This is a genomic window from Alcaligenes faecalis, from assembly GCF_005311025.1.
Taxonomy (GTDB): domain Bacteria; phylum Pseudomonadota; class Gammaproteobacteria; order Burkholderiales; family Burkholderiaceae_B; genus Alcaligenes; species Alcaligenes phenolicus.
Genome location: NZ_CP031747.1, coordinates 3,368,172 through 3,389,950 on the forward strand (window position 1 = coordinate 3,368,172; position 21,779 = coordinate 3,389,950).

The 21,779-nt window shown below is 55.7% G+C and carries 18 protein-coding genes; 11 read left to right on the forward strand and 7 right to left on the reverse strand.

Annotation, left to right across the window (positions count from 1 at the left end):
• Window positions 1–48 precede the first annotated feature (48 nt).
• The 6 genes from D0C27_RS15485 (at window position 49) to efp (ending at window position 7,124) form a co-directional block, all read left to right on the forward strand.
• On the forward strand, window positions 49–1,215 hold the full coding sequence (locus D0C27_RS15485) for a TRAP transporter substrate-binding protein (protein WP_009457721.1): 1,167 nt from the start codon (window positions 49–51) through the stop codon (window positions 1,213–1,215).
• A 138-nt stretch (window positions 1,216–1,353) separates the two neighbouring features.
• Window positions 1,354–1,986 (forward strand): TRAP transporter small permease subunit, encoded by a 633-nt coding sequence (locus D0C27_RS15490; RefSeq protein ID WP_009457722.1) that lies wholly within the window; start codon window positions 1,354–1,356, stop codon window positions 1,984–1,986.
• Complete coding sequence (locus D0C27_RS15495) at window positions 1,983–3,905, forward strand: TRAP transporter large permease (protein WP_060185716.1); 1,923 nt, start codon at window positions 1,983–1,985, stop codon at window positions 3,903–3,905. The genes D0C27_RS15490 and D0C27_RS15495 overlap by 4 nt, the downstream gene beginning before the upstream one ends.
• 236 nt (window positions 3,906–4,141) lie before the next feature.
• Entirely contained in the window at window positions 4,142–5,353 is a 1,212-nt protein-coding gene (locus D0C27_RS15500) for a DUF2863 family protein (RefSeq protein WP_009457724.1), read from the forward strand.
• 1 nt (window position 5,354) lies between these two features.
• Window positions 5,355–6,494, forward strand: a complete 1,140-nt coding sequence (gene earP / locus D0C27_RS15505) for an elongation factor P maturation arginine rhamnosyltransferase EarP (protein WP_170978588.1) — start codon at window positions 5,355–5,357, stop codon at window positions 6,492–6,494.
• Between the two features lie 72 nt (window positions 6,495–6,566).
• Window positions 6,567–7,124, forward strand: a complete 558-nt coding sequence (gene efp / locus D0C27_RS15510) for an elongation factor P (protein ID WP_003802564.1) — start codon at window positions 6,567–6,569, stop codon at window positions 7,122–7,124.
• A 91-nt stretch (window positions 7,125–7,215) separates the two neighbouring features.
• Here efp and D0C27_RS15515 read toward each other — a convergent pair whose 3' ends face one another.
• The 5 genes from D0C27_RS15515 to D0C27_RS15535 all read right to left on the reverse strand — a co-directional run bounded on the left by D0C27_RS15515 (window position 7,216) and on the right by D0C27_RS15535 (window position 12,491).
• The gene (locus D0C27_RS15515) at window positions 7,216–7,968 is read right to left on the reverse strand and encodes an SDR family NAD(P)-dependent oxidoreductase (protein WP_137431275.1); all 753 of its coding nucleotides are present in this window, start codon (window positions 7,966–7,968) and stop codon (window positions 7,216–7,218) included.
• Window positions 7,968–8,843 carry a hypothetical protein gene (locus tag D0C27_RS15520; RefSeq protein ID WP_052159331.1) on the reverse strand — a complete coding sequence of 292 codons (876 nt, stop codon included), beginning with the start codon at window positions 8,841–8,843 and terminating at the stop codon, window positions 7,968–7,970. The genes D0C27_RS15515 and D0C27_RS15520 overlap by 1 nt, the downstream gene beginning before the upstream one ends.
• Window positions 8,837–10,459 carry an acyl-CoA synthetase gene (locus D0C27_RS15525; RefSeq protein ID WP_346763490.1) on the reverse strand — a complete coding sequence of 541 codons (1,623 nt, stop codon included), beginning with the start codon at window positions 10,457–10,459 and terminating at the stop codon, window positions 8,837–8,839. Before D0C27_RS15525 ends, D0C27_RS15520 begins: the two co-directional genes overlap by 7 nt.
• On the reverse strand, window positions 10,456–11,625 hold the full coding sequence (locus tag D0C27_RS15530; RefSeq protein WP_137431277.1) for an acetyl-CoA acetyltransferase: 1,170 nt from the start codon (window positions 11,623–11,625) through the stop codon (window positions 10,456–10,458). Before D0C27_RS15530 ends, D0C27_RS15525 begins: the two co-directional genes overlap by 4 nt.
• Window positions 11,626–11,690: 65 nt before the next feature.
• Window positions 11,691–12,491, reverse strand: a complete 801-nt coding sequence (locus tag D0C27_RS15535) for an IclR family transcriptional regulator (RefSeq protein WP_052159332.1) — start codon at window positions 12,489–12,491, stop codon at window positions 11,691–11,693.
• A gap of 229 nt (window positions 12,492–12,720) precedes the next feature.
• On the opposite strand from D0C27_RS15535, the gene D0C27_RS15540 reads away from it, so the two are divergent.
• The 5 genes from D0C27_RS15540 to D0C27_RS15560 all read left to right on the forward strand — a co-directional run bounded on the left by D0C27_RS15540 (window position 12,721) and on the right by D0C27_RS15560 (window position 18,588).
• A complete protein-coding gene (locus tag D0C27_RS15540; protein WP_060185712.1) occupies window positions 12,721–13,731 on the forward strand; it encodes a TRAP transporter substrate-binding protein in 1,011 nt (336 codons plus the stop codon).
• Between the two features lie 17 nt (window positions 13,732–13,748).
• Window positions 13,749–15,611, forward strand: coding sequence for a TRAP transporter large permease subunit (locus tag D0C27_RS15545; RefSeq protein ID WP_137431278.1), 1,863 nt, complete (start codon window positions 13,749–13,751; stop codon window positions 15,609–15,611).
• Window positions 15,612–15,622: 11 nt separating this feature from the next.
• The gene (locus D0C27_RS15550) at window positions 15,623–16,531 is read left to right on the forward strand and encodes an SDR family NAD(P)-dependent oxidoreductase (protein ID WP_137431279.1); all 909 of its coding nucleotides are present in this window, start codon (window positions 15,623–15,625) and stop codon (window positions 16,529–16,531) included.
• A 110-nt stretch (window positions 16,532–16,641) separates the two neighbouring features.
• Entirely contained in the window at window positions 16,642–17,319 is a 678-nt protein-coding gene (locus D0C27_RS15555; protein ID WP_137431280.1) for a GTPase, read from the forward strand.
• A 468-nt stretch (window positions 17,320–17,787) separates the two neighbouring features.
• Complete coding sequence (locus D0C27_RS15560) at window positions 17,788–18,588, forward strand: hypothetical protein (protein ID WP_137431281.1); 801 nt, start codon at window positions 17,788–17,790, stop codon at window positions 18,586–18,588.
• A gap of 225 nt (window positions 18,589–18,813) precedes the next feature.
• Here D0C27_RS15560 and D0C27_RS15565 read toward each other — a convergent pair whose 3' ends face one another.
• Both D0C27_RS15565 and exaC read right to left on the reverse strand, forming a co-directional pair.
• Window positions 18,814–19,962 carry an iron-containing alcohol dehydrogenase gene (locus D0C27_RS15565; RefSeq protein ID WP_137431282.1) on the reverse strand — a complete coding sequence of 383 codons (1,149 nt, stop codon included), beginning with the start codon at window positions 19,960–19,962 and terminating at the stop codon, window positions 18,814–18,816.
• 134 nt (window positions 19,963–20,096) lie between these two features.
• Complete coding sequence (gene exaC, locus D0C27_RS15570; RefSeq protein ID WP_137431283.1) at window positions 20,097–21,623, reverse strand: acetaldehyde dehydrogenase ExaC; 1,527 nt, start codon at window positions 21,621–21,623, stop codon at window positions 20,097–20,099.
• Window positions 21,624–21,779: the final 156 nt, after the last annotated feature.

Below are 21,779 nucleotides of genomic sequence, written 5' to 3' on the forward strand. Positions count from 1 at the left end.
GCTGCAGTTTGCTCTCGAACGCTTACAGCCACTTCGGAGACACACCTCATGAGAAACAGGATCAAAAAAAGCACCGCGCCTCAAGCACAAACTGGCGCATCCCGGCGCAAGTTCCTGAGCGGTGCTGCAGCCGGCACCGCGGCTGCAGCAACGATGGGCTTTCCTGCCATCGCTCGCGCGCAGGGTCCCATCAACTTCCGCTTCCAAAGCACTTGGCCCACCGTCGACATCTTCCACGAATTCGCTCTTGATTTCGCCAAGAAGATCAACGACATGACCGGTGGAGATCTGAAAATCGAAGTTTTGCCCGCAGGGGCTGTTGTACCGGCCTTTGGCCTGCTGGATGCCGTCTCCAAGGGAACGCTGGACGGGGGCCACGGCGTGCTGGGTTACAACTACGGCAAGCAGAACGCCCTGGCCTTGTTTTCGTCAGGACCGGCCTTCGGCATGGACGCCAATATGGTGCTGGCATGGCACAAATACGGCGGCGGCAAGGAGTTGCTGGCCAAGCTGTACGATGCCATCGGTGGCAATGTCGTCTCCTTCCTGACCGGCCCGATGCCCACGCAACCGTTCGGCTGGTTCAAAAAACCTATCACCAAGACTGAAGATCTCAAGGGTCTGAAGTTCCGCACCAATGGCCTGGCTATCGACCTGTTCACTGAAATGGGCGCGGCCGTCAATGCTTTGCCGGGCGGTGAAATTGTTCCGGCACTGGACCGCGGCCTGCTCGATGGTGCGGAGTTCAACAACGCCGCCTCGGACCGCGCTCTGGGCTTTCCGGACGTGTCCAAGGTCTGCATGTTGCAAAGCTTTCACCAGGCCTCGGAAACCTTCGAGATCATGTTCAACAAGGACAAGTACAACGCCTTGCCGACACAGCTGAAAGCCATCGTCGACAACGCCGTGGAGGCCGCATCGGCCGACATGTCCTGGAAGGCGGTGGACCGTTACTCGCAGGACTACCAACGCCTGCAAAAGGAAGACGGCGTCAAATTCTACAAAACGCCCGACACCATCCTGCAGCAACAACTGGTCGTGTGGGACCAGATCGTTGCCAAGAAGGCCGAGACCAACCCCCTTTTCAAGGAAATCGACGCATCGCAACGAGCGTTCGCGGCACGCGCCATGGCGTGGGACATGGACACCAACAATAACCGCCGTATGGCCTACAACCACTACTTCGGTCGCAAGGCCCCCCAAGCCAAGAGCTGACCCCTAACGGCAATTGCACTGCGTCATCCCATCCAGCCGGATGTGGATGACGTCTCCTTCCCCACTCCAGGCCGGCCGCGCCCCAAGCCGCAGCCGACACGCATCAGACCCTTTCCGCGCTAGCAAGGTGAACCTACCATGCAGAAAATTCTGGTCTTTATCGACCGGTTCAATACGTGGATAGGCCAGTTGTTCGGCTGGCTAGTCCTGGCATTGACCCTGTTCGTTTCCTTCGAGGTCTTCTCTCGATACGTACTCTCCAACCCACACGCCTGGGCCTTTGACATGATGAACATGCTGTACGGTGGCCTGTTCATGATGGCCGGTGCCTACACGCTCTCCAAGAACGGCCATGTGCGCGGGGATGTGCTGTACGGCTTTTTTCCACCCCGTCTGCAGGCAGCCCTGGATCTGATCCTGTACATCCTGTTCTTCATCCCTGGTGTGGTCGCCATGTTCTGGGCCGGTTACTACTTCGCAGCCGAGTCCTGGGCCATCACGGAGCACTCCAATATCACGGCCAACGGACCGCCCATCTACCCGTTCAAGGCCATCATCCCGCTGGCCGGTTTCTGCCTTCTGCTGCAAAGCTTCGTGGAAATGGTGTACTGCGTACGCTGCCTGCGAGACGGGAAATGGCCTTCGCGCGACAAGGACGTTGAGGAAGTCGATGTCGACAAGCTCATGGATATGGTGGACGTCAAAAGCGATGACATTGAGAAACTGGATGCCTTTGTCACAGGCGACGGCAAGAAAGGGAGTCCAACATGAGAAAAGAAATCTGGTTCGGGCTCACCATATTGATCGGGATTGTCCTGAGCATTGCCATCTTCATGCCAGCGCCAGCAGACATGAGCAACGGCCATTTGGGCTTGCTCATGCTGGCGCTGATTGTCGTCACTATCATGCTGGGCTTTCCCACTGCCTTCACCCTGATGGGGATGGGGGTGATCTTTACCTGGCTGGCCTATCGCGACATGGGCACGCAGCAAGCAATCCAGCAGACCCTGGACCTGATGGTTCTGCGCACCTACGCCGTCATGACCAACGACGTGCTGATTGCGGTGCCTCTGTTCATCTTCATGGGTTACCTGGTTGAACGCGCCAACCTGATCCAGAGCCTGTTCCAGGGCATGCACCTGGCCATGGCACGAATTCCAGGTTCGCTGGCAGTAGCCACCATTGCCACCTGCGCCATCTTTGCCACGGCCACGGGCATTGTGGGGGCCGTGGTGACTCTGATGGGGCTACTGGCCATGCCCGCCATGCTGCGAGCGGGTTACAGCGTGCAGCTAACGGCTGGCTCCATTACCGCTGGGGGCTGCCTGGGCATTTTGCTGCCCCCCTCCGTACTCCTGATCCTGTACGGCGCCGTCGCGGGTGTCTCGGTCGTGAAACTGTATGCCGGGGCCTTTTTCCCCGGCCTGATGCTGGCTGTCCTGTACGTGGTGTACGTCATCATTCTGGCCAAGCTCAAGCCCAGTGTCGCGCCTCCGCTTTCCGCGGAAGACCGGATCGTGCCTCTGCCAGCCTTCGCACAAACCATCAAGGAGACCATTACAGACCGTGCTGTACCCGGCCTGATCAACGCCATGAAGGGGCCTCGCAACGTCGACGTGCCCATGAAGCTGCTGGTCAAGAATCTGGCCGTGGCCTTGCTGCCCGCTGTGATCTTCATCGCTGTCATGGGCTTTAGCTACCAGTCGGTCACTGCACCCAAAGTAGCCGAGCACTACGAGCTGCAGGAAATGGGCGGCGGTTTCAATAACTTCGACAGTGACTACAGTGGCGGTGGGCTGGCAGAACCTCCGGGTGCTGGCGGTTTATCCGAACCTGAAGGCAGCGAGCCACTCGTGGCGCTGGGTGCCAGCGAACCGGGCGCAGAAGCTCCCGCAGCTGCAGCAGAGGCAGCCGAAGAAACCACTACGGCAGAGCGCCAAGCCGCGCCAATGACATTCTGGATCTTTCTGATCGTGGGCAGTCTGGCCTTGTTGTGCTACTACGCCATGCTGAACTTCGCACGGCTGGAAATCTTCAAGATGCTGCTCAGTTCCTTCTTTCCGCTGACCATGCTGATCCTTGCCGTACTGGGCAGTATTATCGTTGGCCTGTGCACTCCCACCGAGGCGGCGGCCTTGGGTGCCTTGGGCGGCATCCTGCTGGCCTTCGCCTATCGCCGCTTGAATTTCTCCATGGTGCGCGAATCGGTGTACCTCAGCGCCAAGACCAGTGCCATGGTCTGCTGGCTGTTCGTCGGTTCCAGTATTTTCTCGGCCGCCTTTGCCCTGCTGGGTGGTCAGGAACTGATCAATGGCTGGGTGCTGTCCATGGATCTGACACCCATTCAGTTCATGATCCTGGCGCAGATCGTTATTTTCCTGCTGGGTTGGCCGCTGGAATGGACAGAGATCATCATCATCTTCATGCCCATCTTCCTGCCACTGCTGGCGCACTATCAGATCGACCCTCTGTTCTTCGGCCTGCTCGTCGCCCTGAACCTGCAAACCGCATTCCTGTCACCACCGGTTGCCATGTCGGCTTTCTACCTGAAGGGCGTCTCGCCACCCCATGTCACCCTGAACCAGATTTTCCTGGGCATGATGCCCTTCATGGGTATCCAGATCCTGGCGATCATCATCCTGTACCTGTTCCCTGGCATCGGCCTGTGGCTACCTAGCGTGTTGTACTGATCGCAACCTGCCAACATCGGACCGGACCCGACGCTTCCCCATTTTTCACAGGGGAGGCGCCGGGTGCATGGAGGCGGCCCCTCGCGTACATGCCTGATAAGGCACAAATTATCGCCAGCCTCTATTTTGCAAGCACCAGAACTCTACCAGCCATCCCCTAGGGGCTACCCTCATTCACACACCCCGGTCGTGGCAAAGGGTAAACTAGCTTGTCCCTCTCTCGGTTTTGTATGTCCATGTCGCAACTCAATTCCAAACTGCTCGCCCAACAACCCAAAGAAATCCAGCGTCTGATCAATTACACCGACGCACTGGTACGTTCCGGCTCGCAGATCGAAGATCGCTATTGGCAAGGGCTGACCGCTCAATTGCTGGACAAGCTCTATAGCGGGCGCCGCAATACAGCGGTTGAACAGACACTGGAACTGCTGGGCAGCCAGCAACAAAACCAGCATTACGAAATCCTGATGGAACTGGCCGAGTCCCACGCCGAGTGTCAGCAAATCGAGCATGACGGTGTGCTGTACGACGCCCTGCTGTTTTCGGCCCCGCTGACCGCCTGGACACGCTATCAACTGCCCCAGGGAGTATTGAAACCCCAGCAACACAAGGAACTGGAAGAGGCCTTGCGCGCCACGGTTCTGGCCGAAGGCACAATGTGCGCCCTGCTGCCCAATCTGGTCAATTACGACGAGATGCCGCAGACCTACCAGCAGGCTTACGCCTGGACGCGCAGCCTGACTGCGCAAGCTCTGGGCCGCAGCCAGGAGCCTGCTCCACTGAACAAACCCGAAGAAGCCAGCAGCCTGTTGGCCGACGCCCGCTTTCTGATTGGTGTCGTCATGGCTCCGGTCGGTCAGCCCCTGTTTCGCTGGCAGCAATCCAGCGACAATCTGCAAGCCGACCACCTGCGCTGGGTAGAGCAATGGGTGGAGCGTTACTCCGCCATCGTCACGCCGTTGTTTACCGGCTGCCAGCTGCAGTTTCTGGCTCCCAACGCTTATTACGTCAATAACCGCGAGTCGGACCGCGAGATTCGCCCACTGGCCCTGAAGGCCGGTATCACCTGGCTGCAAACAGCCGTGAAGCTCTCGCCCGACCACTTGCGTGCGGTCATCGTTGCTTGCGGTGAAGAACAAGTCGAAGAATATCGCGTGGGCTTTAGCACCATTTCCTCGCCCACCGTGATTTATGGCTGTATCTGGCCTGTATTGAGCCAGGAAGAGGCCGAGTCCTCTTTCCACAGCGATGACCATATCGACATCCCGGACGTGATTGCCGCCCTGCTCAGCACCCTGGGTCTGGTCCAGATTCAGCGCCTGCCCGGCCTGCACTCCACCGAGACCTGCGACGATTGCAACGCGCCCTTCTTCCCGGACATCAACGGCGAGATGCAGCACCCGGAACTGCCAGACGAAATCGATCTGGACCCCGTACAGCTACACTAAATTGAACACCGTTACTGTTTCCCAACCTGTATCCATAGACCTGTTTTGCCGTGTTATCGACAATCTGGGGGATATAGGCGTGTGCTGGCGGCTGGCCCGTCAGTTAGCTGCCAAACCCGAGGTCGCCCAGCTACGCCTGTGGGTAGATGATCTGCACAGCTTCAGCCGTATCCAGTCCGAAATTCAAAGCGAACGGCAAAGCCAGCAGCTGCAAGGCGTAGATATTGAGCATTGGCACGACGCGCGCCAAGAATACCCCGCAGCACATCCCTTCGTGATCGAGGCCTTTGCCTGCGAACCGCCCGAAGCCATGACACGGCAACTGACGGCAGATAGCCATGTGTGGATCAATCTGGATTACCTGAGCGCCGAACCCTGGGTACAGGGCTGCCACGGCCTGCCCTCCCCACAAGCCGGTGGTGCGAACAAATATTTTTTCTTTCCCGGCTTTGTCCCGCAAACAGGGGGGCTGCTGCGTGAAAGCGATCTGCTGGCCCGTCGCGATGCCTTTCAAAGGGACGATGCTGCCTACCAGGCCATACTGAGTCGTCTGGGCGTGGCGCAGGAGCACATTCAAGCTCTGCTCCAGGGCGAGATGCAGCAAATGTTCCTGTTCTGCTATCCCGATGCGCCCGTCCTGGCCCTGCCCGAAGTGCTATCTACACTAAAGCAGAAAACCCTCCTGCTGGTGCCCGAGTCTGTTGCCCAAGGTATCCCGGATCTGGAGCAAGGCCACTTGCAAGTTCAGCGCATCCCCGCTGTGAATCAGGCCGATTTTGATGCCCTGCTCTGGCGTAGCACGCTGAATATTGTGCGTGGCGAGGACTCCCTGGTACGCGCCATCTGGGCCGCTCAGCCCATGCTGTGGCAGCCTTACGTACAGGAAGAACAGGCCCATCTGGACAAGCTGCAAGCCTGGCTGGATACCGGCAATTTGCCCAAGCCGGTTCAAGCCCTGCATCTGGCCTGGAGCAGTGCCGATCAGGCCGGTGCCGCCACTGCCTTGAGCCGCTGCCTGGACCCCAAGGTGTTGCGTCTATGGCAACAAGAAGCCCGTGCTTATAGTGAAAAACTGGCTGAACAAGCCGATTTGGCCAGCAGTTTGCTGAGTTTTTACACCCAAGTCGCCCGAAAACGCTAAAATAACGGATTACCTCTTAAAAGCTCCCTGACACTGCGTTTGGCGGAGCCTGTCCCATTCGGAGTTTTTTTAATGAAAACCGCACAAGAACTGCGCGTTGGTAACGTCGCGATGGTTAATGGCGACCCTCTGGTCGTTCAGAAAACGGAATACAACAAATCCGGTCGCAACTCCGCCGTTGTCAAATTGAAGTTCAAGAACCTGCTGACCGGCTCGAACAGCGAAGCCGTGCACAAAGCTGACGAAAAATTTGAAGTGGTCCAGCTGGAAAAGCGCGAATGCACTTACTCCTACTTTGCTGACCCCATGTACGTCTTCATGGACGAAGAGTACAACCAGTACGAAATCGAAGCTGAAAGCATGGGCGACGCCCTGGATTACCTGGAAGAAAACATGTCCGTTGAGGCCGTTTTCTACGAAGGCCGTGCTATTTCGGTTGAACTGCCCACCATCATCGTGCGCGAAATCACCTACACCGAACCTGCCGTGAAAGGCGATACCTCCGGTAAAGTGCTGAAGCCTGCCAAGATCAACACGGGCACCGAAATCAGCGTGCCTCTGTTCTGCAACATCGGCGACAAGATCGAAATCGACACCCGCACTGGCGAATACCGCAGCCGCGTGATGTAAGAAAGACGTCGTGCCGCCCAGTGCGGTACGCGCAAAAAAGGGGCTGTTTTACAGCCCCTTTTTCCTGCCTGCTCGAATCACCACATCATCCTCAGGCCAGCAGGCCGGTATTCACAAAACCACCGTCCACACTGATGACCTGCCCGGTCATATAGGCTGCTTTTTCGGTATCCAGCAAAAAGCAGATCGCCTGCGCTACCTCACGCGGCGTGCCATAGCGATGCATGGGCACGGCAGATTTCCAGGTTTCCTGCACCTGCTCCGTGTGCACCTGCATGGCCAATGGCGTCATGATCGGACCAGGACACACACAATTCACCCGTATGCCTTCCTGGGCCAGCTCATTGGCCATGACCTGCGTCAGGTTGATCAAACCCGCCTTGGTAATGCCATAGGCGGCACGCCCACGATTACCAAGCAGACCCGACACCGAGGAAATATGTACAATCGCGCCCTGCTTGTACTCGCGCATCAACAAGGCCGCTTCCCGGCTGATGCTGAAAGCCGCCAGCACATTGACCTCGAAGGTTGCCCGTAGCAAGGCCGAGTCCGTTTCCAGAAACGTCACATCACGTCCAAAGCCAGCCGAGTTCACCAGGCCGCCCACAGGACGTTGGGCGTGATAGCGCTTCAGCAAAGGAGCAATACGCGCTTCGTCGGTAATATCCAGCAGCTCGGCGGCCAGATGATCGCCGTAACGATTGAACTGCTCTGTCAAAGAGTCCAGTTTCTCGGCATTATTATCCAGAGCCAGCACATACGCGCCCTGCTCCAGCAACAACTCGACCGTTGCCAGCCCTATGCCCGACGCCGCCCCCGTCACTACCATCCAGGAATCTTGCATCAGGCTGCCTCCAGAACCATTTCAAAAGTCACCAGCACAGAGTTCACCTCCGGTTTCAAACGACCACGATGCACGCCATGCTGATAATCAATAATGATCACGTCCAGTTGCACTTGTTGCTCGGCGGGCAGGCTCAGGTCAATCCGCCCTTCCTCAATCAGCACCTCAGTGACAAAAGGTTCGACAACGATCTCAGGCTCCAGGATCGCCCCGACCAAACTCCCGACACCACCGCGGATGACGGCACGCGTCAGGCCCAGCTCCTGACAGATAGCCCGCAAGACAGCCGAGATATTCTGGTTCGGGGCCAAGGTCACAATCCAGCTTTTCGGGCTTTCAGGCTGAGCCTGGACTGACAAGTGCTCGGGTCTGGCGACAGGCGTGAACAAGCTGAAATTCGTTTCCGGGCAAGGCAGAGTCTCAAAGGCTGCGCCGCGGACATAGCTAATATCCAGCTCCGGCGAACCACCCAAAATCGTTTGGTCCGGGAGAATATGCCCGGCCTGCAACTGTCCTTCAGAGTCACGCCAGGCGGCATGACAGTGCAGCCATAACTGGCCATCTGGTTTGCGCCCCAGAGTCACACTGGCCTGCTCAATCTGAACCGGACCGGGGTGTGTATAAAGCTGGCTGTAGTACACCGAATGATCGGGCGAGGAAGACAGCGCCGGCATCACATAATGCAGGTCCGCAAACTGCCCGCCTTTGAAACGCCCGACCGCGCTGTACAGATCATGCGCCTCCCCCGCAAGGCGAAAGGCATCCAGCAAGGAATGCCCGGCCCGCAAGGTCTGGGTATGACTTTCCGTCTGGCAAGGGGCCAGCATATAAGGCTGAGCCCGCTGAACGCCAGGATGCTTGACCTCTCTTAGCATGGTGCCTCCTGTGCCAGCTGCGGCAAGCATTTCATCAGCTCATCTTTCACCATGCGCTTGGGCACCTTGCCGTAGCCGGACTTGGGCAGGGAATCCCAGAACTGGATGTACTTGGGCATCTTGTAGCGGGCGATGCGCTCGCTCAGCCAGCTGCGCAGCTCGGCCTCCGTCAAGGCGGCCCCTTCTTTCAAGACACACACTGCCACTCCGACTTCACCCCACTGACGATCCGGCACACCCACCACCGCCACTTCAGTAATTGCACCGTGCAGCAGGATGTATTCCTCGATCTCGCGCGGGTAAATGTTGGAGCCGCCCGAGATGTACATATCAGAAGCACGCCCGGTCAGGTACACATAGCCACGCTCGTCCATATGGCCGATATCGCCCGTGCGAAACCAGCCATTGCGGAAGGACTCGGCATTGGCCTTGGGATTGTTGTAGTAGCCCGCAAACACGGCTGGGCCAATTACGCAGACCTCGCCAGTTTCGCCATACGCCACTTCCCGACCTTGTTCGTCCTGAATGGACACCTGCATGCCCGCACGCTCGTAGCCACAACTGGCGGGATGGCTGATACGACCATCAGCATCTTGATGATCAAAAGACGGCAGCACGGTGATATTGCCCGTCACCTCGCCCAGGCCGTAGTACTGCACCAGCACCGGACCGAACTTCTCCAGCGCCAGACGCAAATCCGCCTCGTACATGGGTGCACCGGCATAGATCACATGACGCAGGCTGGAGTGATCGTACTGATCGATATGCGGGCACTCGGCCAGCAACTTCAAAATCGTCGGTACTGTGAACAAGGTGCTGAGCTTGTACTTTTCGATCAAGGCAAAGGCTTGTTCGGTACTGAAGCTGTCGCCCGGCAAGAGCACGGTTTTTGCGCCACGCAACACCAGATTCAACTGATGCACACCTGCACCATGCGACAAGGGAGCCAGCACCAGACCACCATCTTCGCTGCGTGTACCGGGCAAGAGATCAGCCAGATGATTGGTCAGGACAAAGGCCATTTGCCCGTGCGTCAACACAGCGGCCTTGGGCTTGCCCGTCGTACCGGAGGTAAACAGCAGCCAGCAAGGTGTGTTGGAAAACACATCGGCATTCGGCGTAACGGCACCCGCATGATCCCTTAACAGATCTGCCACCAAGGGGCGCGAATCGGCTGGTGCTGGTGTACCGCGCAACCACAGCAAGTCCATCTGCGGGAAATGCTGGGTGACGGTTTCCGCATGTTCAGGGAAGTCCGTCTGGCACAGGAATACCGTGCTGCCAGACACCTCCACCATATGCAGCAACTCTTCGGGCTTGACGCGGAAGTTGGTCGGCACCCAGATCGCCCCCAGACGGAAAGCGGCGAACATGGAGAGGAACATCTCATTGCTGTTTTTGGAGTGCACCAGAATCGCGCTGCCAGCCTGCACACCACGGGCCTTCAGGCCCGCCGCCAAGGCTGACACCTGGGCGTCCAGCTCCTTCCAGCTCCAGCTTTCCTCGCCCCAGATCAGCGCGGGTTGATCCGGCAGACGACGCGCATTCTGGGTCAGCAGGTGCGACAAGTTCATGGCCCGATTCGACATGGGCTGTACCACGGCATTTGTCATCATTTCAAGCGTTCCAGAATCGACACATAGTTAGCCACAGCCGCACCACCCATATTGAAGATGCCAGCCAGTTCCGCCTGCGGCAACTGCATGTCACCGGCTTCCTGAGCCAGCTGCATGGCGGCCATCACGTGCATGGAAACACCGGTTGCGCCCAGAGGGTGACCGCGAGCTTTCAGGCCACCGGAGACGTTCACCGGCAACTGACCATCCTTACGGGTGCGACCTTCCAGAATCACTTTCCAGCCCTCGCCACGCGGAGCCAGACCCATGGCTTCGTACTCCAGCATTTCGGCGGTAGTAAAACAGTCGTGGGTTTCCACCAGATCCAGATCCAGAATGCCTACACCGGCTTTGGACAGAGCCTGCTGCCAGGCACGATGCGCCCCTTCAAACGCAATCGGGTCGCGGCGCGACAGAGGCATGAAATCATTGACCTGCACTCGGGAGCGGAAGCGAATCGCGCGGCGCAAGGCACGGGCGGTTTCTTCATCTGCCAGAATCAGCGCGGCAGCCCCGTCGGACACCATGGAGCAGTCGGTGCGGCGCAGCGGGCCGGCCACCAGAGGGTTCTTTTCCGAAACCTGATCGCAGAACTCCAGACCCAGATCACGGCGCACATGGGCGTAAGGGTTGGCCAGGGCATTCACATGATTCTTGGCGGCAATCTGCGCCAAAGAGTGGCTCTGGTCGCCATAACGATCAAAGTAAGCCTGGGTGATCTGACCAAAAATCCCCGCAAAGCCCAGCGGATTGTCCTCTTCCTTGCGATAGCAGCCGGAGCTGAGAATTTCAGGAATACGGCCAGGAGGCACGCCCGTCATTTTTTCCGCACCGACAGCAATACCAATGCGGGCACGGCCGCTTTCAATCGCATCCATCACGCTATGAATAGCGGCACTACCCGTGGCGCACGCATTTTCTACGTGCACGGCAGGTGTGAAACGCAGATCAGGCTGATGCAGGGACAACAATCCGGCCTCAAACCCTTGGGGATTCAAGCCATTGTTATAGACACCCACAGCCGCAAAATCGATGTCGCTGGCCTGTATGCCGGCATGCGCAATCGAATCCCTGACCACGGCTTGAATCAATTCTTCAATGTCGATGTTATCCAGCTTTCCAAACGGGGTATGTGCCCATCCCACAATACATGCGTGTCCAGACATAGTTTTCCTTGAACGTAGAAATTTGATCAATGAATCGCTCGCCCCTGAAAAGCTGAAATAGCTGCTCAAGGGCCCGTAACTTGTTCCCCAATCTTCAAAGACTCGATGTACGCCTTCTCTTCCAACAAAAGCGCCACCAGCTCCTCATGTCGCTTGTTGCGCAAGCGGCTCTCTACACTGGCGATGGCCAGGGAAGCCGGCATGCCACTGGTGGGATGAGAAACGCAAACCGCCACCCCCCAGGAACCTTCAAAAATAAAACCACGGTTAAAGGCATAGCCTTGCTCACGCGTCTCGGCCACCAGATCCCACAGAATGTCGGTGCTCAACTGGGGGTACTGGCGCAGGCGCTCGGCATTGGCCTCCAGTGCTTCGCCAATCTGCTCATCCGTCATGGCCGCCAGAAATGCAATCCCACTGGCGCCACAACCCAAGGGGTGACGATCCCCCGGCTGCAACACATGCGAGCGCAAGGGATGATGCCCTTCCTCGCGAGCCAGACAGACGGTTTCATAGCCGCGCTGCACGCTGAGCAGCGCGCTGTCGCCCGACACCTTGGCAATACGCGCCAAGCTGCGTTCGGCAATGCGCTGAATGCCAAAACGATGCGCTGCCATCAGCCCCAAGGAATACAGCTCGGGGCCGGGAAAATATTTGCGCGATACCGGGTCCTGCTCAATCAAGCCATTGCCCATCAAAGCCAATAACAGGCGACGGGTGGTGGGCTTGGTCAACTCGACCTTTTTCACGACATCACTCAAGCCTATGCCCTGGTTACGCAGGCCTACGACCACCTGCATGACTTGCACGGCCCTATCCAGGGTTTGGCTGGAAGAAATCGACTCTGGGCTCTCTTTGGAATCCATTTTCACACTCTTGATAATATAGGTCCGTATATTGGACCACTTAGTGATTCAGATTGGAATACGTGAACCGCCCTTTAGCGAAGTATTTTGGGCAGTATATTAAATATTTACGTAAATCCTGTAGGTAAAAATACTAGGTTGTCCTAATTTCAGGCCTGTCTTGTAATGCAGCAGGTCAGCTTACATAAATCTATAGGTCCATTAAATGGACCCCACAGGAGATTAAAAAATGAAGCGTCGCACATTTCTGAAAACAGTTGCTGCCAGCAGCACCCTGCCCTGGGCATTGAGCTTTTCCAAATCTGCTCAAGCTGCCGAATTCGAGTATCGCATTGCGCACAGCGTGCCCACCCATCACCCCTTACATGTCCGCATGGTTGAAGCCGCAGACCGCATTCGGGAACAAACGAATGGGCGCTTTGACCTGCGCATCTTCCCCTCGGACCAATTGGGTTCGCAGACCGATGTGATGAGCCAGATCCGCTCGGGCGCTATTGATTTCCTGTGCTTGTCCGGTGTGGTGCTCTCTACCCTGGTTCCCTCCAGCGCCATCAGCGGCCTGGGCTTTGCGTTCAAAGATTACGACCAGGTCTGGAAAGCCATGGATGGCGGTCTGGGCGAGTTCATTCGTGCCGAGATCGCCAAAACCCGCTCCCTGTTTGCCTTTGAACAAATCTGGGACAACGGCTATCGCCAGATCACCAGTTCGGGCCGCGCCGCCGCTACTCCGGCTGACATCAGCGGCATGAAGATTCGCGTTCCGCCCTCCTCCATGTGGACCTCGCTGTTCAGCTCCTTGGGTGCTGCTCCGGCCACCATCAACGCCAACGAGCTGTACTCCTCCTTGCAGACCAAGATTGTCGATGCCCAGGAAAACCCGCTGGCCGTGATTTCCACCCTGAAGCTGTACGAAGTGCAGCAGTACTGCGCCATGACCAACCATATGTGGGACGGTTTCTGGCTGCTGGCCAACCGCCGCAACTTCGACGGCCTGCCCGAGGATATTCAGGAAATTGTGCGCAAGAACCTGAACCAGAGCGCCGTACAGGAACGTGCCGACTTGCTGGCCCTATCCGAGCAATTGCAAAGCGATCTGGAAGGCAAAGGCATGCAATTCGTCCAGGCCGATACCGCCGCCTTCAAGCAGCGTCTGATTGATGCCGGTTTCTATGCCGAATGGAAGAAGAAGTTCCCGGCAACAGGCTGGGAGCAATTGGAATCCGTCGTCGGTAGTTTATAAGCCAGGGGCACAGCACAATGACAAATGACAGTCAGAACCTGCAGATACAGGAACAGCCACCGCTGTGGCAGAAATTTGAAACTTGCTTGTTTAAAGCGACGGCCTTTATCAGTGCGATTCTGCTGGCCTTAGTCATTGTTCTCTTGCTCTCGGGCGTGGTGTCGCGCTATGTATTGCATGCACCACTGACCTGGTCCGACGAGCTGGGCGGCATTCTCTTCCTGTGGCTGACCACCTTTGGGGCCGCCCTGGCCACCTATCGCTTTTCCCATATGCGCATGACCGCCGTGGTTTCGCGCCTGGGCAGTGAATGGGAGCCCTTCTTTACCGCTTTTGCCATCACGGCCACCACATTGTTCTTCGCCCTGATCCTGTATCCAGCGATTGATTTTGCGATGGAAGAGGCCTTCATCACCACCTCTGCCCTGGAAATCTCCAACGCCTGGCGTGCCTCGGCCTTGCCGGTCGGTTTCGGGCTGGCGCTGATCTTTGGTCTGGGCAAGATGGCGGAGGTGATACGCCAGCCTAAAGCCATTTGGGCTGTCTTGAGCGTATTGGCTCTGGCTTTAGTGGTCTGGCTGATCAAGCCCTACCTGCAAGGGCTGGGCTACCTGAACCTGGTGATCTTCTTTGTACTGATTGTGGGCGTCAGCGTACTGACCAGCGTACCTATTGCCTTTACCTTTGCCCTGGCCACACTGGGCTATCTGGCCCTGACCACCCGCGTTCCCGTCATGACCCTGGTTGGTCGCATGGACGAGGGCATGTCGCACCTGATGCTGCTGGCCATCCCCACCTTTATTTTCCTGGGCCTGCTGCTGGAGATGACCGGCATGGCACGCGCCATGGTGCAGTTTCTGGCCAGCCTGTTGGGTCATGTAAAAGGTGGCCTGTCTTATGTGCTGATTGGTGCCATGTATCTGGTGTCCGGCATCTCCGGCTCCAAAGCGGCTGATATGGCTGCCATCGCACCCGCGCTGTTCCCGGAAATGACCAAGCGCGGCGCCAAGGAAGGCGAACTGGTCGCCCTGCTATCCGCAACTGGCGCACAAACAGAAACCATCCCACCGTCTATTGTGCTGATCACCATCGGCTCAGTTGCCAGTGTTTCCATCGCCGCCCTGTTTACCGGCGGCATGTTGCCCGCCCTGGTGCTGGGCATCGGCCTGTGTGTGGTCGTAGGCTGGCGCAACCGCCACGAGGACCTCTCCAACATTCAGCGCACACCCGCCAAAGAAGCCCTGAAGCTTTTTCTGATCGCCCTGCCTGCACTGGCCCTGCCCTTCGTCATCCGCGCCGCCGTAGTAAAAGGCGTCGCCACGGCAACGGAAGTCTCCACCATTGGCATCGTCTACGCCATGATCGCGGGCCTGGTCATCTACCGCCAGTTCGATTGGCGCAAACTCTACCCCATGCTGGTGGATACCGCCGTTCTGTCAGGAGCCATCCTGATCATCATCGGTGCAGCCTCCGGCATGGCCTGGGCCTTGACCCAATCCGGCTTCTCCCGCGAGCTGGCCCAGTTCATGCAAACCCTGCCCGGAGGCCGCATGGGCTTCCTGATTGTGTCGGTGATCGCCTTCATCATCCTGGGCAGCCTGCTCGAAGGCATCCCCGCCATTGTGCTCTTTGGCCCGCTGCTGTTCCCCATCGCCCGAGTCATGGAAGTGCATGACGTGCACTACGCCATGATCGTGATTCTTTCCATGGGCCTGGGCCTGTTCGCACCACCCTTCGGCGTCGGTTACTACACCGCCTGTGCCATCGCCCGCGTCAACCCGGATGAAGGCATCCGACCGATCTGGGGCTACATGCTGGCCTTGCTGATTGGCCTGGTCTTCGTAGTTGCCCTCCCCTGGATTTCGATTGGTTTTCTGTAAGAGATATGGCTATGACACAGCAACATGACTCCGCCGTTTTTACGCAAAGCTTGCAAGGCAAAACAGTAGTGGTTTTTGGGGCGGGCGCGCCCCTGGAGGATTGGAATAACGGGAAAGCGGCGGCGGTGGCCTATGCCAGGGCCGGGGCGCAGGTGGTTTGTGTGGATAAGGATTTGGCGGCTGCTAAACGCAGCGCGGATCATATTCTTGGGGAAGGTGGAGAAGCGCTGGCTTTGGAGGCGGATGTTTGTGATACCGAGACGGTGGAAAAGACAGTGACCTTAGCTATAGAGCATTTCGGAAAAATCGATGTCCTGCATAACAACGTAGGCATTGCACCTGCGGGTGGGCCATTAGATATAGACGATGCTCTATTCCAAAAGACCATGGATATTAACGTCGGATCCATTCTGCGAACCACTCGCGCTGTATTACCGCACTTTCTAAAACAAGGCTCGGGAGTGATTACTAATATATCTTCCCTGGCTTCAATCCGTTGGAGTGGCTACTCTTACTTCGCTTATTACGCGTCTAAGGCGGCGCTGAATCAGGCTACCGTTGCTACGGCATTGGAGTTTGCTGATAAAGGAATACGGGCGAATGCCATTTTGCCGGGGGTGATTGATACGCCACTGGTTTATCAGCAGATTGCGGCTCAATATGATTCGATTGAACATATCAAGGAGCAGCGGGCTAATGCGGTGCCGATGAAGAGGACGGGGACACCGTGGGATATTGCGAATGCAGCGGTGTTTTTAGCTTCGGATGCGGCGGGGTTTATTACAGGGGTTTGTTTGCCGGTGGATGGAGGGCATTCTTGTGCTATGCCGGGGATGAGGCGAACTACATACTCAACGATAGTAAAACACAACCCAACCATCCTCCTAGAGCCTAATATATATAGACCTCAACAGACGTAACTAACGGTATCATTACGGCATTGGGGTATAGCTATTCTATATCTCTCTTTCACTTGCTCCCAAGCAAGTGTCCGCTTGTCATCCTGATAACCAACCCACATAAAAACCTCATGTTGCCTTATCTCATTGGTGGTGCTGCAGTTCTCCTTTCAAGCGTTGGAGCAGCAATATATAAATACTATAGTGAGGATGACCCTCCCTCTCCTTCAAATACAGTGTCATTGAAACGCTTTGCTATCTGGGGTCGCCCGAATGTAGGGAAGACAACATTCATTGCACGACTCTGCCGTCGATCTGTGATAGTGGAACGAAAAGAAGCATCCACATCCAAGCAGGTGTACACAAGCATTCCACCAATTGAATTAGATGGAAATAGATACCTGATCAATGAAATTGTCGATATGCCAGGAACCAAAGATCGCCTAGCTGACTGGCTGGACCTTGTACGTACTCATGAGCAAGTTTTTTACTTAGTTAACTTGGGGCTAACACACGAAAAAGAATATCAAGCAGCCGTACGACATGATTTAAAAAAAACAGTTGAAAAATTACTAGATTGCGAAAAACAAAACAAAACACTTCATATTATTTTCACCCACATCGACAAATCACACCTAAGCCACATAAAACCAGAAGAAGTTAACAATCAACTGCATGATGATGAAATAGCTAAGCACTTTCTCGAATACACCTCGGAAGTGAAATGCTATATGTATGCGGTTAACTTAATGGACGAGAATAATTTTCAACAACTAATTAACAGCATTGTTCGTGACGCCAATGCTTGATCTGAAAAATAATTCTTACCTATATGCACAGGCGCTAGATAATTCGGGTGATACGCAGTTCTGGAGCGTAAATAACCTAGACGGCAGCTGGAGCCTTATTCGCAACAATGACATTCAAATTCCGCAGCTTCAATACGCGCTAGACTTAATTACAACGACCGGTCGCTGCTATGCGCAGTCAGACAACTTAAGTTGCTATGCTACTTTTTCAGGCCCTGCATTGATTAAGCTGTCTCCTGCTACGTTAGATGTCGATGGTCGTATTTCACCTATCCTTTTACTGTTTGATATTTTTAGTGAACACCGAGGGGGAACGCTTGCTAGTCTACCCCACCAGTTGACATACATGTCCCGGGAATTGAGCCCTTCAGGAAGAGAACAATTCTCCAATCTTTTCTGCTATATAACGAAGCCTCGAATACTAGTTTTTTTAAGTCTACTATTTTGCCGAAAGGCGGGAACAAAGTAATGCAGCCTTTTATCAAGCCATACACTAGTAAAATTTTTATTGTAGACGAGACTTTCATAAATGATCTTAAAGAACAATCACAAGCAGAATATGCACTATTCACTGAACCCAGCATTGACACCGAAATCCTTCGCCTCCCCTTAAATACCGAAGAAATCGAAAGAGTAGTGCACTTAATTTCCCCATCAGAAATACACGCAGGCAATATCGTGGTGAAGCCCGTTTACTCCAACGAATTTGTACCTATTGGAGAGGTTTCAGAGGATGTGGTTTTGCGTAAATACAGTCTATTTGTTCAGTTCTGTGTCTTCCTTGGCGCCCGGAAAGTAGCAGTAACGAATTTAGAGGGCATACAACTAGGCTCAAGCAACGACATGAAGTCCAGCCTAGGCATTGGTGGCGGAGGCCCAGGCATCAACGCCGATGCTTCGGCAGAAATAAATCAGTCCAGCCTAAGCAAAAATCTCGAAAAATCCATTATGCAACTCAATACAGAAGCAGACGGAGGAGACCCCGATATCGAGGCCGCAAACACCCTAATAAACCAATGCAACTTAGGTAGAGACACTCTTTTCAGCGGCCTGCTAGCTATGTGCCAAGCACGATCAAACAAGCTACGACGTCACGAAGTTACATTAGACAGTTCTCGAGATGTGAGCCGTATTTTTGACCATTCCATGGGAGTAAAGCTCGAAGTAATGAGTAAGCTCTACAAGGGGAAAGCCGAGTTCGAACACACACGCAAATCCGTTGAAGAAAGAAAACTCGCTACACAGCTCTCGATCACGGTCGAGTTCTAAACCTATAAACTCAGAACCCCATTAAGATCCAAAAATACAATAGGTTACGATCAACCAATTCTATAATCTGCAACGCAATCTAAGTATTTTCGAAAACCACTGCAACAATAGCATCAAAATAGCAGGAATAAAAAACCACATACGGGGCTTCAAGTATTTCCCATGATTTACTAATCAATAGAAAAACCCGCATAGTAATACTTGGCCCCTTTCCTGCCTTATCCCTTACCTCACCCCAAACGCCTCCTCAAAAATCCCCATAATCGTCTTCTTATCCGTCTGAATCGGATTAGTCGCGCCACAGACATCCTTAAGCGCGTTATCTGCCAGCACCGGGAAATCCTCCCGTTTCACGCCCAGTTCTTCCAACGACTTCGGAATCCCCACAATATCCGCCAGCTTTTTAATCGCCGCGATAACATCCAGACCTTTCAGATCTGCATTGTTATCCGATAGCAGCTTGCCGATTTCATTCAATCGCTCCCCCGCCACCTGCATATTGAAAGCCTGCACATGCGGCAGCAGCAGGGCATTACAGACTCCGTGCGGCAGATCGTAGAAGCCACCTAGCTGGTGCGCCATGGCGTGGACATAGCCCAGAGACGCATTATTGAATGCCATCCCCGCCAGGAACTGCGCGTAGGCCATTTGTTCACGGGCTTTCTTGTTATGCGGCTCGCGCACAGCGACCGGCAAGTACTTAGCAACCAGCTCTACCACTTTCACCGCACAGGCGTCGGTGATGGGGGTAGCGATTGTGGATACGTAGGCCTCGACGGCGTGGGTCAGTGCATCCATGCCAGTAGCAGCAGTTAGCGACGCGGGCATGCCTTCCATCAGGTCAGAGTCGTTCACTGACAGGAACGGTGTGATGTGGCGGTCAATGATCGCCATTTTTACGTGACGGGTTTCATCTGTGATGATGGTGAAGCGTGTCATCTCGGACGCTGTGCCTGCTGTGGTGTTGATTGCCAGCAGTGGTAGTTGCGGCTTAGCGGATTTATCTACGCCTTCGTAGTCTGCAATCTTGCCGCCGTTACTGGCGACCAGGGCGACGCCTTTGGCACAGTCATGCGACGAACCGCCGCCCAGGGATACGATCAGGTCTGAGCCGTGCGCTTTCAAGGCATCCAGGCCAGCATTCACATTACCAACGGTAGGATTAGGCTGCACCTGATCAAAAATCGCGGTATTGATGCCCTGTGCAATCAGCTTGTCAGCCACCAGCTTCGCCATACCCAGCCTGGCCAGATCGGCGTCAGTAATGATCAGGGCTTTTTTGAAGCCCATTTTCCCGACAATCGGCATGGCCTGGTCCAGTGCGCCGGGGCCAAGAATATTGTGCGAGGGGATAAAGAATTCCGAGACTGTCATGGTGCGTATTCCTTATTAATGACCGAAGAGAATCCCTGCGACCTCGGGGGTATACGAACTGAGAGCGCGCAAGGAGGGAATCCCCCCATATTGCATGGGGGGAGGTCTTACAACACTACGAATAGATCAAAGGATCAGAAGAAGCCCAGGGCGTTCGGGCTGTAGCTGACCAGCAGGCACTTGGTTTGCTGGTAGTTATTGAGGGCCATCTTGTGGGTTTCGCGGCCGATGCCGGATTGCTTGTAGCCACCGAAGGCGGCGTGGGCGGGGTACAGGTGATAGCAGTTGGTCCAGACGCGGCCAGCTTCGATGCCACGGCCTACGCGGTAGGCACGCGAGCCGTCGCGGCTCCAGACACCAGCGCCCAGGCCAAACTCGGTGTCGTTGGCGATGGCGATGGCTTCTTCTTCGTCCTTGAAAGTGGTCACAGCGGCCACCGGTCCGAAGATTTCTTCCTGGAAGGTGCGCATGCTGTTTTTACCCAGCAGCATGGTTGGGCTGATGTAGTAGCCATTATCCAGGCCTTCACCCAGACGATTGCGTTCGCCACCGGTCAAGGCTTGTGCGCCCTCTTCCCGACCGATATTGATGTAGCCCAGGATGCGCTCCATCTGTTTCTCGGACACCTGCGCGCCCACCATTGTCCCGGCATTGAGCGGGTTGCCGGTCTGAATCCGTTTGACTCGCTCCACGGCACGCTCAATAAAGCGCTCGTAGATGGATTCCTGAATCAGGATACGCGATGGGCATGTGCAAATCTCGCCCTGGTTCAGAGCAAACATGCTCAAACCTTCCAGGGCTTTGTCCAGGAAGGCATCATCAGCCTGCATCACGTCTTCAAAGAAGATGTTGGGACTCTTGCCGCCCAGCTCTACCGTAGCGGGGATCAGGCGGTCGGCAGCCGCGTGCAGGATTTCACGGCCGACGGGGGTGGAGCCAGTAAAGGCGATTTTGGCGATGCGCTTGGAGTTGGCCAAGGCATGGCCTGCTTCTTTACCGTAGCCGGTGACGACGTTCAGTACGCCAGCGGGCAGCAAGTCACCGATGATTTCCATCAGCAGCAGGATGGAAGCGGGAGTTTGCTCGGCGGGTTTCAGGACGATGGGGCAACCGGCCGCCAGGGCGGGGGCCAGTTTCCAGGCGGCCATCAGCAGCGGGAAGTTCCAGGGGATGATCTGGCCGACCACACCGATAGGCTCGTGGAAGTGGTAGGCAACAGTGGTGCTGTCCACATCCGAGATGCTGCCCTCTTGGGCGCGCAGGCAACCGGCAAAGTAGCGGAAATGGTCGACGGCCAAAGGCAAGTCAGCCGCGCGGGTTTCACGGATGGGTTTGCCGTTGTCGATGGTCTCTGCCACCGCCAGACGTTCCAGGTTTTGCTCGATACGGTCCGCAATGCGCAGCAAGACGGCGGAGCGCTCGGCAGGCGGGGTATTGGCCCACTGATGGCGCACCTTGTGCGCGGCGTCCAGCGCCAGGTCAATGTCCGCTGCACCCGAGCGGGCTACCTGGCAAAACACCTGCCCGGTCACGGGCGAGACGTTATCAAAATACTCGCCTTCGACCGGCGGCACCCAACGTCCACCAATGTAGTTGTCGTAACGGGATTTGAAAGGGAATTCCAGATCCAGGCCCATGGATTTGAGATCGGACAGATTCATGATGTCTCCTTATTGATTTAGTTCGGTGTCACAAGACGTGCACCGCAGGGAAAGGTTAGGGGTGCCTTTATCCTGATTTAACTAAAGCAAATAACGTGCCAAACTAGCTAGCGATTGTCCCGACTCGATCCTGAGCTCGCCCGCCTCCATAATGGA

Excerpts from the sequence above, each read along its gene's own strand:
- D0C27_RS15560 (WP_137431281.1), top strand. The coding sequence starts at position 17,788 with ATGCAGCCTTTTATCAAGCCATACACTAGTAAAATTTTTATTGTAGAC.
- D0C27_RS15540 (WP_060185712.1), top strand. The coding sequence starts at position 12,721 with ATGAAGCGTCGCACATTTCTGAAAACAGTTGCTGCCAGCAGCACCCTG.
- D0C27_RS15490 (WP_009457722.1), top strand. The coding sequence starts at position 1,354 with ATGCAGAAAATTCTGGTCTTTATCGACCGGTTCAATACGTGGATAGGC.
- D0C27_RS15520 (WP_052159331.1), bottom strand. The coding sequence starts at position 8,843 with ATGCTAAGAGAGGTCAAGCATCCTGGCGTTCAGCGGGCTCAGCCTTAT.
- D0C27_RS15525 (WP_346763490.1), bottom strand. The coding sequence starts at position 10,459 with ATGATGACAAATGCCGTGGTACAGCCCATGTCGAATCGGGCCATGAAC.
- D0C27_RS15495 (WP_060185716.1), top strand. The coding sequence starts at position 1,983 with ATGAGAAAAGAAATCTGGTTCGGGCTCACCATATTGATCGGGATTGTC.
- D0C27_RS15565 (WP_137431282.1), bottom strand. The coding sequence starts at position 19,962 with ATGACAGTCTCGGAATTCTTTATCCCCTCGCACAATATTCTTGGCCCC.
- efp (WP_003802564.1), top strand. The coding sequence starts at position 6,567 with ATGAAAACCGCACAAGAACTGCGCGTTGGTAACGTCGCGATGGTTAAT.
- D0C27_RS15485 (WP_009457721.1), top strand. The coding sequence starts at position 49 with ATGAGAAACAGGATCAAAAAAAGCACCGCGCCTCAAGCACAAACTGGC.
- D0C27_RS15550 (WP_137431279.1), top strand. The coding sequence starts at position 15,623 with ATGACACAGCAACATGACTCCGCCGTTTTTACGCAAAGCTTGCAAGGC.
- D0C27_RS15515 (WP_137431275.1), bottom strand. The coding sequence starts at position 7,968 with ATGCAAGATTCCTGGATGGTAGTGACGGGGGCGGCGTCGGGCATAGGG.
- exaC (WP_137431283.1), bottom strand. The coding sequence starts at position 21,623 with ATGAATCTGTCCGATCTCAAATCCATGGGCCTGGATCTGGAATTCCCT.
- D0C27_RS15535 (WP_052159332.1), bottom strand. The coding sequence starts at position 12,491 with ATGGATTCCAAAGAGAGCCCAGAGTCGATTTCTTCCAGCCAAACCCTG.
- D0C27_RS15555 (WP_137431280.1), top strand. The coding sequence starts at position 16,642 with ATGTTGCCTTATCTCATTGGTGGTGCTGCAGTTCTCCTTTCAAGCGTT.
- D0C27_RS15530 (WP_137431277.1), bottom strand. The coding sequence starts at position 11,625 with ATGTCTGGACACGCATGTATTGTGGGATGGGCACATACCCCGTTTGGA.
- D0C27_RS15500 (WP_009457724.1), top strand. The coding sequence starts at position 4,142 with ATGTCGCAACTCAATTCCAAACTGCTCGCCCAACAACCCAAAGAAATC.
- D0C27_RS15545 (WP_137431278.1), top strand. The coding sequence starts at position 13,749 with ATGACAAATGACAGTCAGAACCTGCAGATACAGGAACAGCCACCGCTG.